9 protein-coding genes are annotated in these 14,423 nt (G+C 40.9%); all 9 read left to right on the top strand.

Features of this window, described 5'->3' with window-relative positions:
• Positions 1–5: 5 nt before the first annotated feature.
• The 9 genes from T543_RS15485 to T543_RS00080 all read left to right on the top strand — a co-directional run bounded on the left by T543_RS15485 (position 6) and on the right by T543_RS00080 (position 14,414).
• Positions 6–2,132: a class I SAM-dependent methyltransferase gene (locus tag T543_RS15485; RefSeq protein WP_081829862.1), complete on the top strand. Its 2,127-nt coding sequence runs from the start codon at positions 6–8 to the stop codon at positions 2,130–2,132.
• A gap of 50 nt (positions 2,133–2,182) precedes the next feature.
• Positions 2,183–4,270 (top strand): glycosyltransferase family 2 protein, encoded by a 2,088-nt coding sequence (locus T543_RS00115; RefSeq protein WP_197023903.1) that lies wholly within the window; start codon positions 2,183–2,185, stop codon positions 4,268–4,270.
• Positions 4,267–6,330 carry a glycosyltransferase family 2 protein gene (locus T543_RS00110; protein WP_035764428.1) on the top strand — a complete coding sequence of 688 codons (2,064 nt, stop codon included), beginning with the start codon at positions 4,267–4,269 and terminating at the stop codon, positions 6,328–6,330. The genes T543_RS00115 and T543_RS00110 overlap by 4 nt, the downstream gene beginning before the upstream one ends.
• A 95-nt stretch (positions 6,331–6,425) precedes the next feature.
• Positions 6,426–8,168: a phospho-sugar mutase gene (locus T543_RS00105; protein ID WP_035764426.1), complete on the top strand. Its 1,743-nt coding sequence runs from the start codon at positions 6,426–6,428 to the stop codon at positions 8,166–8,168.
• 118 nt (positions 8,169–8,286) lie between these two features.
• The gene (locus T543_RS00100) at positions 8,287–9,693 is read left to right on the top strand and encodes a glycosyltransferase (RefSeq protein WP_051638419.1); all 1,407 of its coding nucleotides are present in this window, start codon (positions 8,287–8,289) and stop codon (positions 9,691–9,693) included.
• Between the two features lie 43 nt (positions 9,694–9,736).
• Positions 9,737–10,723 carry a glycosyltransferase family 2 protein gene (locus T543_RS00095; RefSeq protein WP_035764424.1) on the top strand — a complete coding sequence of 329 codons (987 nt, stop codon included), beginning with the start codon at positions 9,737–9,739 and terminating at the stop codon, positions 10,721–10,723.
• 27 nt (positions 10,724–10,750) lie between these two features.
• Entirely contained in the window at positions 10,751–12,160 is a 1,410-nt protein-coding gene (locus tag T543_RS00090; protein ID WP_035764421.1) for an undecaprenyl-phosphate glucose phosphotransferase, read from the top strand.
• Between the two features lie 75 nt (positions 12,161–12,235).
• Entirely contained in the window at positions 12,236–13,384 is a 1,149-nt protein-coding gene (locus T543_RS00085; protein ID WP_035764418.1) for an LCP family protein, read from the top strand.
• A 103-nt stretch (positions 13,385–13,487) separates the two neighbouring features.
• Positions 13,488–14,414 carry a glycosyltransferase family 2 protein gene (locus T543_RS00080; RefSeq protein ID WP_035764415.1) on the top strand — a complete coding sequence of 309 codons (927 nt, stop codon included), beginning with the start codon at positions 13,488–13,490 and terminating at the stop codon, positions 14,412–14,414.
• The last annotated feature ends 9 nt before the right edge of the window (positions 14,415–14,423 follow it).

The following is a 14,423-nucleotide window of genomic DNA, read 5'->3' as shown; positions in this document are numbered from 1 at the left end:
ATTTAATGCAGGAAGAAGTATTTATTGGGAATGTAAAACTTAACTACAAACATTATGCAGGACTCGATCTATACAGTGACGGGGCTGTTGAGAACGAGATCTTCGACATTGTCAGAAAGCATAAAAAGGAAGAATACCCTGAGATAATAGAGAAGAAGGCAAGTTGGCCGATTCTTTACCATTTATCTGAGCTTAGAAGCAATATTGTCGAATGGATTCCGATGAAAGGAAATGAGAAAGTGCTTGAAGTAGGTGCCGGATGCGGCGCTATAACTGGCATGCTTTCTGAAAAGGCAGGGGAGGTTATTGCCTGTGACCTTTCACGCAGAAGAAGTGAGATAAATGCTACCAGAAACAGTGAATGTGACAATGTCACAATACATGTAGGTAATTTCAGGGATATAGAGCCTGATCTACCCTCTGACTTTGACTTCATATTTCTGATAGGCGTGTTTGAATACGGACAGGGGTATATTGGCACAGAAAATCCGTACGAGAACTTTCTTTTAATGCTGAAAAAACATCTAAAGAAGGATGGCCGAATTGTAATCGCAATCGAAAACAGAACAGGTCTTAAGTATTTTGCAGGAGCCCCCGAGGATCACCTTGGCAGTTACTTCTCCGGTATTGAAGGATACTCAAAGGATGCTGTGGCAAGGACTTTCACAAGAAACGGACTTATTCGTATATTTAGAAAGTGCGGCATAAAAGACTATCATTTCTATTATCCGTATCCGGATTACAAGCTGATGACGTCCCTTCATTCAGATAGGCATCTGCCTCAGTATGGGGAACTTTTGGATAACGTTCGCAATTACGACAGGGACAGAATGATTCTTTTCAATGAAAAGAGGGCATATGAGTGCCTTATACATGATGGAATGTACCCGGATTTTGCCAATTCTTTTGAGGTAATATTAGGACCTGGATTTGATACGATATATTGTAAATATTCTAACGATAGAGCGGATGAATATAAGATAAGAACCGATATCACAGTTGATAAGCTCGGTAGAAAGGTTATAAAGAAATATCCTCTTACAGAGGCTGCAATCGACCATATTTTTGGCATGCAGGATGCTTATTATGGACTTAGGGAGAGATATAGAGGCGGAGATCTGGAGGTTAATGACTGCCAGCTTGATGAGAAGTCAAGATGTGCGATCTTTTCGTATGTTAACGGTATCCCGCTTACAGCTCTCTTTGATGCGTGTCTTGAGTCAGATGATAAGGACTCATTTGATGCACTTTTCAGGGAATATATGCGCAGGATAGGTTACAGACCTGATTATCCGGTAACCGATTATGATCTGATCTTCCCGAATATACTTGTAAACGGTCCTATTTGGACAATAATCGATTACGAGTGGACTTACGGCAAATGTATACCTGCCAAGGAGATTGCTTTCAGGGCATTGTACAGTTACAAGCTTGAGGACAGAGCAAGAGAGAAGCTTGATGTCAAGGAATTGTATGAAAAGATAGGCCTTTCTGAGGAGGACATCAAGGGACTTCTTGCTGAAGAAGCTGAATTCCAGAAGTATGTGACAGGAAGACGCAAGTCTTATGTTGAATTATGGAAAAAGATAGGAAGAAATACCTTTGTTCCGAAAGAACTTGCAGGCAAGGCTGATATGGCCAGAAGTGCCGAAGAAATCCAGATTTATGTGGATGAGGGCGATGGTTATAGCGAAGATGATTCCATTTTCCCGGAGGATACATACAACGATCACAATATTGTGACTTTGGACGTTGAGTGCAATGATAGGGTTAGAAATATCCGTATAGATCCTGCATTTTCATCTTGCATTGTCACATTAAAGCAGGTTCTTTGGAATGATGTATCGGTAGAAGAGGGTGATCTTCACATATCCATTCATCCAAACGGCTCCTGGATATCCGAAGACAGCATAGTTTTTGGAACAGATGATCCTAATATTGAGTTCGGGCTTGAGGGCGAAAATATTGAGAAGAAGAGGGAAAACCATCTTAAGGTTACACTTATGATGACTATTATTCCCAGAGAGACGGCTGAAACACTCGAAGATTCATTAAGAATCGCAGAGGATAATTCTACTGAAGAAAAAGGCGAATTTTTATCCAAAATTAAAAAGAAGATTCTGCGCAGCTAATATCTGCGTGGGAGGAGTTAACAAGGGGTGTCCTTTAAGGGCAGGAAATGATGCTTAAAAAAGTAGCTAAAAGTGTTCTAATCAAAAACAGAAAAAGAAGCTACCAGAAGGCAGTACAGGAAGCAAGAAATGCTTACAACATCTGGGAGAAAAAGAGAGAGAAGCGTCCAATCCTCGTAGAGGGAGGGGAGGCTTCTAAAGTCACGGGCAGACTTCAGCTGACGATGGAAGTGATCTCTTATACCAGTGTGTGGCTTGAGTCAGATGTTACTGCTACAGCTGAAAAGATTTTGATATTTGTTAGCCCGAAGGGAAAGCTTGCCGGGCATGCTGTAGAAAATATCAGAAGATACTTTGAGGCGCATCCCGAAATAAATGTTGTGTACGGAGACGAGGACGTATATGAAGGACGAGGGAGATATGCTCATCCGTATTTTAAGCCTGACTGGTCTCCCGATACATATTTAAATGCTTTCTATATCGGAAGTGTTTTTGCCTGCAGAGCCAATACTTATGAATCTGCACTTTCCGAGTATGACAATGCATTAAAGATGCTTGGTGGAACTTCCGGAGTTAAGAAAAATACTCCCGAGGCTGTTGGTAGGGAAGCCAGTATGCTATCTGCCGATGTCCTTTTCTGCATGCTTGCCATAGAAGAGAGAGCTTTCGGAAAAAGAGCGGGTACCGAGTTCCCTATAGGACATATTGATGAGATATTATTCCACCGCAATGCAGATGCGGATGTTTTCTATGGAAGGGGCTTTCACAATTCAAGACATATGCTGATGAAACCCACAACAGTCAGCATCATTATCCCGACAAAGGATCATCCGGATATATTGCTTCAGTGTCTTAAATCAATAGTATCAACGACCCATGAAAAAAATATCAAGTATGAGATTGTAGTTGTTGATAATGGCAGTAGCGCCTATAACAGAGTCCGCTATGGCTCATATATAAACAGTATTGGAACCGTAGACGGATTAACCAAGATAAATTATCTATATAAAGTTGAAGATTTTAATTTCTCGCATATGTGTAACAGAGGAGCTGCGAGATCTGGCGGTGATTTTTTGCTTTTCCTTAATGATGATATTGAGGCTACGCAAGATGGCTGGATCAGGGAGATGATATCTCAGGCACAGCTAAGACATGTAGGTGTTGTGGGTGCCAAGCTTCTTTATCCCGACACCGACCTTATTCAGCATGCGGGAATAACCAATGTAAGGCTAGGTCCTGTGCATAAGCTCCAGAGAATGCATGATCAGAAATCCCACTATTTCGGATTTAACAGAGGCATTCATAACCTCATAGGTGCGACCGGTGCATGCCTTATGCTCAGCAGGGACAAATTTAATGAGATCGGCGGATTCCCGGAGGAACTCGCTGTTGCATTTAATGATGTTGATCTGTGCTTTAGCGTATTTGAAAAAGGATATTACAACGTATGCTGCAACCATATAAGTTTGTATCATCACGAATCATTATCAAGAGGCCTTGATACGCTTGATATGAGAAAAATGGAGAGACTTGCAGCGGAGTACGAAGTGCTCATGAGAAGGCATCCCGGTTTTTACAACAAGGATCCTTTTTATAGCAAATATCTGACTGATGATGAGACAATAAGTGCGATCATACCATGTGAAGATTTCCTTCCGGTTACGGATATTCCTTATCATCAGATAAAAGTACATGAGGACGGACTTCCCGAGATCAGAGAGGATGCTTGTTTGAGACTTGGAGTTGAGTATGCCGGGACCATGGAAAACTGGCTGAGCGGAATACGCGACGGAGAAGCAAAGGACGGCTATTTTATAAAAGGCTACAGCTTTGTAATAGGCTCAGATAATGCCTTTTTTGAAAGGCATCTTGTATTAAGACAGGTTGAAAGATCCGATGAAGGCGCAAGGCCTGCCTCCAAGGTGATTTACAGTATGCCGGTTTATACATGGTACAGACCGGATATCAGACTACGACTCCAGGATCAGATAGATGTGGATATGACAGGCTATAAGGTGAGAATTGCCAGAGGAAAGCTAAAACCCGGTTTTTATCAGGTGGGAATGGTTGCGCTTGATCAGACCGGAAGTCTGAAGCTGATCAACTGGGTACCAAATTTACTTAAGGTGAAACGATGAGCAGTAATAATGAAATGGATTATAAAAGTGCATACGAGAAAGAAAAGCTAAAGAGTGCGGAGCTTGCACAGAGAGTGGCTGATCTTGAGGATAAGAATCAGGAGCTTGAATTCAAGCTTGGAAGAATTAAGAACAATCCGATCTGGAAGGCAAGCACTCCTGCAAGAAACGTGATGCACTTTGTCATAAGACAAAAAGACAGAGTAAAAAATGCAGGCTCTATTGGCGGAGTTATTGCTAAGCTTAAATATAAGCAGATAGAGAGAAAAGCAAAGGTTCATTACGGAACAGAGAGTTTTCCTGATGAACAAAGACGCACAGAAGAGGAAAATGAGAAGTTTGAGAAAATGCCTCTAATAAGTATTCTGGTTCCTCTTTATAATACACCCGAGAAGTTTTTGAGGGATATGATAGAGTCTGTTTTGTATCAGACTTATTCAAACTGGCAGCTTTGTCTTGCTGACGGTTCTGATGCCGATCATGACTATGTTGAGCAGATAGTAAGGGAATATGAAAAGGACAGCAGAAATAAAAAAGGTCCTGACGCCCGATGCGGCATCCTTTATCACAGACTTGAGAAAAACACAGGTATTTCCGGCAATACCAACGAATGTCTAAAGCTTGCGGATGGTGAGTACATAGGACTTCTCGATCATGATGATATACTTCATCCGGAGGTTTTGTACCATTACGTAAAAGTGATAAACGAGCAGAATGCAGACTATATATACTGTGATGAAGCTACGTTTTCAGGCAACAGCATTGATCATATGATAACTATGCATTTTAAACCGGATTATGCGCCTGATAACTTAAGAGCAAATAACTATATCTGTCATTTCAGCGTGTTTAAGAGAAGCCTCCTTGATGGAACAGAGCTTTTCAGGACCAAGTTTGACGGAAGTCAGGATCACGATATGATCCTTAGACTTACCGACAATGCAGAAAAAATAGTACATGTACCAATGCTCCTTTATTATTGGAGATCACATGCAGGAAGCGTAGCATCTGACATCAGTGCCAAGAGCTATGCCATAGACGCGGCAAGAGGCGCTGTTGCGGATCATCTTAGACGACACGGCTACGAACACTTTAAGATCACCAGTACCAGGGCATTTGAAACAATCTTCAAGATTGCATACGAAGTTCAGGGAACGCCAAAGATTTCAATTGTGATCCCTACCTGCGAGCATGTAGAAGATTTAAGAAGATGCATTACTTCTATCTATGAAAAATCAACCTACGACAACTATGAAATAATTGTTGTGGAAAACGGAAGTACATCCAAAGAAACAGCAGCATATTATGATGAGCTCAGAAATGGTGCCATGAGCAGTGTTGTAAAGATCGTAGATTTTTACGCAGATAAAAACAACCTTACTGCAGATGGCAAAAAGCCTGCGTTTAACTACTCCAAGGTGGTTAATTACGGGGTTAAACATTCAGATGGCGATTATATACTGCTTCTTAATAATGATACACAGGTAATAACCGTGAACTGGATGGAAGAAATGCTTATGTATGCCCAGAGAAAAGATGTCGGAGCTGTTGGCGGAAAACTCTATTTCCCGAATAGAAAGATCCAGCATGCAGGCATTGTTTTAAGGCTCGGAGCACACAGAACAGCAGGACATTCTCATTACGGCCAGGAGGGAATGAACCTCGGATACATGGGAAGATTGTGCTATGCACAGAATGTATCGGCTGTAACAGGCGCTTGCCTCATGGTTTCAAGGGAAAAATACGACGAAGTAGGAGGCTTTGACGAAGGTTTTGAAGTATCACTTAACGACGTTGATTTTTGCTTGAAATTAAGGCAGAAGGGATACCTTAACATTTTCACTCCTTTTGCGGAGATGTTCCACTTCGAATCAGCATCAAGAGGCCTTGACCTTGAAGGCGAAAATGCAAAACGCTATGACAGAGAATCTGAGCATTTCAGAACCAAGTGGAAAGAAGTACTTGATAAGGGTGACCCTTACTATAATCCCAATTTCTCGCTTGATAGAAGTGATTTTTCGCTTAATGTTGAAGGCTACAGCAGTTTGAGAAATAAATAGGGTTAAACTCGCAACTTGCTTTTTTAACGTATAAATGTTTTACTAAAATGTGTGTACTTTTAAAGTGCACGAATGGATTTCTAAGGAGGAAAAATATGAGCGAAGCAAAGAGGCAACTCGAATATTGGCTTAACGATTCTTACTTTGATGAAGATACCAAGAAAGAGCTTATGTCAATCAGAAATGATGAAAAAGAGGTAGAGGAAAGATTTTACCAGGAGCTTGAATTTGGTACCGGTGGACTGCGTGGAGTAATCGGTGCAGGAACCAACCGCATGAATAAGTATGTGGTTCGTAAAGCTACCCAGGGTCTTGCTAATTATATTAAGAAAAATGGCGGAGCAGACGGAGCAAAGAGAGGCGTCGCTATCTCATATGACTGCAGAAGATTTTCTCCTGAGTTTGCGGATGAAACAGCAAGATGCCTTGCAGCAAACGGAATCAAGGCATACGTTTTTGACGAACTTCGTCCTACACCCGAGCTTTCATTTGCACTTAGAAAGCTTAACTGTATCGCAGGTGTTATGATCACAGCCAGCCACAATCCGCCGGAATATAACGGCTACAAGGCTTACTGGGAGGATGGCGCACAGGTTACACCTCCTCACGATACAGGAATCATCGGCGAAGTTAAGGCTATCACAGATTTCCATGATGTAAAGACTATGTCAAAGGAAGATGCTATGGCAGCAGGTCTTTACGAGATCATCGGAAAAGAAATAGATGATGCATATATGGTAGAGCTTAAGAAGCAGATCATTCACCTTGATGTTATCAAGGAAATGGCAGAAAAGCTCACCATAGTTTACACACCTTTCCACGGCACAGGCCTTGTACCTGTAAAGAGAGTTCTTGCAGAGCTTGGATTTAAGAATGTTTACATCGTTCCTGAGCAGGAGCTTCCGGATCCCGAATTTACAACACTTGAATATCCTAATCCCGAGGATCCCAAGGCATTCAAGCTTGCACTTGAGCTTGCAAAGGAGAAGAAAGCAGATATCGTTCTTGCAACAGATCCTGATGCAGACAGACTTGGCGTATATGCACTTGATACTAAGAGCGGTGAGTATGTTCCGTTTACAGGAAATATGTCAGGTATGCTTATCGGTGAATATATCCTCAGAGAGAGAAAGAACACAAACACAATGCCTGCAAATCCTGCATTTGTAACAACAATCGTTACAACAAATATGGCAAGAAGAGTGGCTGAGAAGTACGGCCTTCACTATATTGAGGTTCTTACCGGATTTAAGTATATCGGTGAGCAGATTAAGCTTTTCGAAGAGCATGGTCAGGAATACAACTATGTATTCGGTCTTGAAGAGAGTTATGGATGCCTTGCAGGTACACATGCCCGCGATAAGGATGCGATCGTTGCAGTTATGATGCTCTGCGAGGTTGCTGCATTCTGCAAGAAGAACAACATGACACTTTGGGATGCTATGATCGATATGTACAATGAGTATGGTTACTACAAAGAGGGCCAGTATTCAATCACTATGAAGGGTATCGAAGGCGCTAAGGAAATTGCTGCTCTTATGGACAGATTAAGAAGCAATCCTCCTAAGACATTCGGTCAGTGGACAGTACAGGAATTCCGTGATTACAAGACAGGTGAAACGATCAATCCTGCTACCGGTGAGAAGGGATCAACTAATCTTCCTGTATCTAACGTTCTCTACTTTGACCTTGATAATGATTCATGGTGCTGCGCTCGTCCTTCAGGAACTGAGCCTAAGATCAAGTTCTACATGGGCGTTAAGGGAAGCAGCCTTGAAGATGCAGAAAAGAAGCAGGAAGAGCTTACTGCTGCTGTAAAGGCTTTGATTGAGAAATAAATAATTATAATCCTAAGGAGCACTTTCAGTCTAAATGACTGACAGTGCTTCTTTTTTCGCTTTTTATGTGCTTAAATTTGTAGTGAGTAAACCTATGGTTGTGGTATAATTTATATCTATGCTGAACAATATAAAAAAGACAATTGCATATGCGAGAAGAAACGGAGTGTCCGATGCCATTGTTGCAACAGCTGAGAGACTCAGGGACAGAAGAAATGATAATTATACCTATGTTCCTCCTACAGAGGAAGAACTGACCAAGCAGCTTAAGTGGTACAGGGCTCTGTTAAACGACCCTGCAAAATCCAAGATGCTTCCGTTTATCAGTATTCTTGTTCCGTGTTATAACACTGATAAGCATTTTCTTAAGGATATGATAGATTCCGTTAAGAACCAGACCTACGGGAAGTGGGAGCTGATACTTGCGGAAGCGCCTGTTACTAAGACAAACGAGAGTGGAAAACAGGTTAAAATATATCCTCTTACGGATTGGATAAAGAAGTGTTCGGTTGGAGATGGAAGGATAAGATATCTTAAATTAAAAGACAACGCAGGAATATCCGAGAATACCAATGGTGCACTGGATATAGCCCGCGGTGACTACATAGCATTGCTTGATCATGACGATCTTCTCACAAGGGATGCTCTTTGTGAAATGGCAATTGCTGCTATAAAAAACTATCCTAAGCTTATTTATTCAAATGAGGACAAATGCGACTATGAAGGGAAAAACTTCTTTCAATGTCATAAAAAGCCTTCTTTTAATCCGGATATGTTTTTGTCAAATAATTATATATGCCACTTTACAATGCTCAGATCTGATGTGATATTTGGATGCAGATTCCGTTCGGAATATGACGGAGCACAGGATTATGACCTTTTCCTCAGAGCCATAGGCGATACTATGTGGAGTAAGGATTCCAAAAAACAGGTGGTTCATATTCCAAAGGTTTTGTATCACTGGAGAATGCATGACAATTCAACATCAGTCAATCCGGCAAGTAAAAGCTATGCCTATGAAGCAGGTAGAAGAGCGCTTAGGGATTTTATGAATTCACAGGGCATAAATGCAGAAGTTGAGCACCTTAAGCATGTCGGCTTTTACAGAGTTGTATATAAGTCCGATCCTTTTGTTGAAAGAAAAGACCTGGGTGTTATAGGCGGAAAGATAGTGGACGCCAGAGGAACACTTGTTGGCGGCAATTATAAAGAAAACGGCAATATAAGATATGAAGGACTTCCCAAGGGATTTAGCGGCGGATATCAGCATCTTGCCGTGCTTCAACAGGAGGCAGATGCTGTGGATGTTAGATGTATGAAGATACGCCCTGAACTGTATGGACTTTATCAGGCTGTTTTCGGAATGAACTACGTGGACACAACTAGTGAGGGTACAACAGTAATTGCAGCACAAGGCCTTGGAAATGAGCGTGAAATAAAGGAAAAATGCATCGAATTCGGAAAGAGAGTTCGCAGGCTTGGATATCATATAATGTGGGATCCTGAGCTGAGTACAAAAATTTGACATAGGGCATGAGTGCGATAGCATTGCTCCCCGGGAAAAAGAAATGACAGATTATAAAGTTACCATAGTAATTCCAAACTACAATGGAAAAAAGTTTCTAAAGGACTGCCTTAGAAGCCTTTCAAAACAGACAATGCCTTCCAAAGTCATTGTTGTGGACAACGGCTCTGATGATGGAGCTTTGGAAGAGATAATTGATGATATGAAGGTGCATCCCGGCAGATATCCGGAATTAGAGTTTAAGAAGCTAAATGACAATACCGGTTTTGCCCATGCCGTAAATGTAGGCATAAGTATGTGCGATACCGAGTTTGTTATCCTTCTGAACAACGATACTGTCGCAGATGAGAATTTTACCGAGAGACTTTTTAAATCCATAGAAAAAAGAAAAAGAGCTTTTTCTGTAAGTGCAAAGATGCTATCAATGAAGGATCCTGAACTGATAGATGATTCCGGGGATTTATATTGCGCACTGGGCTGGGCTTTTTCTCCAGGCAGAGACAAGAACAGGAAAAAGTACAATAAGGTATCAAAAATAACTTCTGCATGTGCAGGAGCAGCTATATACAGAAAAAGTATAATGGATGAAATAGGCGGGTTTGATGATGCTCATTTTTGCTATCTTGAAGACGTTGACGTCGGATACAGAGCAAGAGTATACGGATACAGTAACTATTTTGAGCCTTCAGCGATCGTTTATCATGCCGGCAGCGGCAGCAGCGGATCCAGATATAATGTTTTCAAAGAAGAGCTTACTTCGGCAAACAACTTATATTTGATTTATAAGAATATGCCGGTTCTTCAGATTGTAATAAACAGCCCACTTATCATTGCGGGCATCGTAGTCAAGCAGATATACTTTTCGAAGAAAGGCCTGGGAGCAGCATACTTTAAAGGGCTTTTAAGCGGCATAAAGAAATCTGCGGACAATAGAGATAAAAAAATAAAATATAAGGTTGGACATTTTAAGAATTATCTCCTGCTCGAAATAGAACTTATAATAAACTGTTTTCGCAGGCTTGTTGGATAAATTAAAATGTTATAAAATTAATTAGATATGATTAAAGATAATCAGACAAATCTGAATAGGTTTCATATTGTTGGGGACGGTGTGATAATAGCCTGTTCATATATGCTCGCATGGTATATAAAATTTGAGTCTGTATTTTCAAATGTGACTTCTGATGTGGGTATTCTGGACATGGGCACATATTTTTCGGCCCTTTACTTTTTGATACCCGCATATCTGATATTGTACAGTGTGATGAACTTGTATACACCAAGACGTGCTACAAGAATGCGCTACGAACTGTACAATATTTTTATGGCGAATGTTGTCGGAATAATCGGCACTCTTGTTGTTCTGTACATGATAAAACAGGTGCACTTTTCCAGATGGATGCTCGCCTATTTCTTCGTGCTTAATGTTACATTGACAAGCATTTCCAGGCTTGCTCTCAGAAAATTCCTCAGATACATAAGAAGAAGGGGATATAATCTAAAGCATATTCTCCTTGTAGGTTATTCGCGTTCTGCTGAAGGTTATATCAGCAGGATCAACAACAACCCTCAGTGGGGATATGTTGTAAGCGGTATCCTTGATGATATGGTTCCTGTCGGAACAAGCTACCACGGAGTTAAGGTCATCGGAGAAATTGATGATCTGAATGATTTCCTTGAAAAAAATGAATATGATGAGATCACGATCACACTTCCTCTGGACAGATATGACAAGCTCGAGGAACTGGTTGATATATGTGAGAGATCGGGAGTCCACACCAAGTTTATACCGGATTACACAAGTCTTTTCCCGAGTAATCCATATACAGAAGAGATACTGGGACTTCCTGTTATCAACATAAGATACGTTCCGCTTACAAACGGAGTTAATTCTATGATAAAGCGTATTGTTGACATAATAGGCTCTATCATAGCTATAATCCTGTTCTCACCCCTTATGATATTTGCGGCAATTGCTGTAAAGATATCAAGCCCAGGACCTATAATCTTCAAGCAGGAGAGAGTAGGGCTTCATGGTAAGAAGTTTATGATGTACAAGTTCAGAACCATGGAAATCCAGTCTGAAAAGGCTGAAAAGAAGGGTTGGACAACCAAGAACGATCCAAGAGTAACGCGGATCGGACGATTCTTAAGAAGCCACAGCATCGATGAAATGCCTCAGTTTTTCAATATTCTGATAGGTGACATGTCGCTGATAGGACCAAGACCTGAGAGGCCTCAGTTTGTCGAGAAGTTTAAGATGGAGATTCCCAGGTACATGGTAAAACATCAGGTACGCCCGGGACTTACCGGCTGGGCCCAGATTAACGGTTACAGAGGTGATACTTCTATAAGAAAACGTATAGAATACGATATATATTACATTGAGAACTGGAGCTTTGGATTTGACATGAGGATACTTGTCGGTACATTGTTTCATGGCTTTATCAATAAAAATGCATATTGACCGACACACTTGTATATTTTGCGTTTTTGTGGCAAAATATGTCAGTGGAAAATACACAAAAGGAGATAGACTCTGATGTCAAATCGAAACGACGACGAGCTTAGGAGAAGCAGGGGCTCCAGAAGCTCAAAAAGTGATTCAAGAAGACCCGCAGGACATAGGAGAAAAAAGAAAAACAGCAAAAATGCTCTGATATTACTTGGCGTTGAATTTGCTGTACTCGCAATTCTTCTTTTCATAATTTATACATTATTCTTTAGAGTAAAAGTAGATAACGTTGGCAAGGTTAACCTCAACGAAGAAAAAATTGCAGAGAGCGTTAACAGCGGCGTTGAAGAAAACCAGGAAATGACAGGCTACACCAATATCGCATTATTTGGCGTAGATGACAGAAATGGTGAGCTTACCAAGAAAACAAGAAGTGATACGATAATAATTGCTTCGATAAACAATGAGACAGGCGATGTCAAACTCATGTCTGTATATCGTGACACATATCTTAACTTAAGTAATGACTCTTACAACAAGTGTAATACAGCATATGCTACAGGCGGTCCTGAGCAGGCTATTTCAATGCTCAATATGAACCTGGATCTTGATATTACAGATTTTGTTACTATCGGATTTGGCGGACTTACAGATGTTGTTAATGAACTTGGCGGAATTGAAGTTAATGTAGAGGAGAGCGAAATAACTCACCTTAACAACTATCAGTCAACAATGGCTAGTCCGGAAGAACTTAACATGAAATATACACCTGTTACAACTCCGGGACTTCAGACACTTGACGGGCTTCAGGCTACAGCATACTGCAGGATCAGATATACAGCAGGTGATGACTTCAGAAGAGCAGAGAGACAGAGAACAGTTCTTATGGCCATTCTGGAGAAGGCTAAACAGGCTTCAACAAGTGAACTTGAGTCTGTTGCAAGCAAAGTGTTCAATGAAACATACACATCCTTTGATCTGGATGATATTATTAAGCTCCTTGGAAATGTTCCTAAGTATAAGGTTGTTGGAAATGATGGATTCCCTACAGCTGATTACAGATCAACAGGTACCATGGGTAAGAAGGGAAGTTGTGTTATTCCGGTAGACCTTGCAACCAATGTTAAGTGGCTGCACGAATTCCTGTTTAATGATACAGACTACCAGGTATCATCCAGCGTGCAGAAATACAGCGATAAGATAGCTGCCGATGCTGCACAGTATTTGGGACAATAAATGACAACAAAGTTGAGGCTCCGGTTTTATCTGGAGCCTTTTTTAGCCTATATCAATACTTTTTGAATGCAAAAAGAACAAGCATTATTTTTATGGAGAATACATGCAGACAGTAGACGTAATAATACCTGTATACAAGCCGGGACCGGAATTTACAATGCTTATTGATGAGCTTGAAAAACAGGCATACAGACCACAGAAGATCATAATAATCAATACAGAAAAGAGATATCTTGCCGAGAATGTTGCGGCTCAGGATGTTATAAAAAAATATGACAACATAGAAGTTCATCATATAAAGAAGTCGGAGTTTGACCATGGTGAGAGCAGAAACCTCGGAGTAAGCTTTTCAAATGCAGATTTCTTTTTGATGATAACTCAGGATGCGGTTCCAAGAGATTGCAACCTTATATCCAATCTTGTTGCTGCCCTTCAGGATGAAAAGGTAGCAGCTGCTTATGCTAGACAATATCCTAAATATGATTGCAACCTTGCTGAGAGATATTCAAGAAAATTCAACTATCCTACAGAAGCTCAGAGGAAGACAATCAAGGACTTACCCAGACTTGGAATAAAAACATTTTTCTGTTCAAATGTCTGTGCGATGTATAGAAGAGATGTTTTTGACAATATAGGTGGATTTCTTCACAAGGCGATTTTTAATGAAGACATGGTTTATGCAGGAAATGCGATGTATCAGGGATATGCTATATGCTATGTTCCTGAGGCGGGTGTGATCCATTCTCACAACTACACCTGCATGCAGCAGTTCCACAGGAATTTTGACCTGGGGGTATCCCAGACAGATCATCCCGAGATTTTCTCAGGCATTCGTTCCGAATCGGAAGGAAAAAGGATGGTCCGTGATACTATCAGACATTTCCACCGTATCGGGAAATTCTATCTTGTGCCACATTATATAGCTATGTGTGGATGCAGATACATCGGGTACAAGCTTGGAAGACATTACAAGAGCTTGCCCAAAAAGCTTGTAGTTGCCTGTTCAATGAATAAGAGTTATTGGAAATAGTTTTGGCTT

Source organism: Butyrivibrio sp. NC2002, from assembly GCF_000702265.1.
Classification (GTDB): Bacteria; Bacillota; Clostridia; order Lachnospirales; family Lachnospiraceae; genus Butyrivibrio.
The sequence above is the reverse complement of the archived record's forward strand: the minus strand, read 5'-3'. Positions and strand labels throughout refer to the sequence as shown.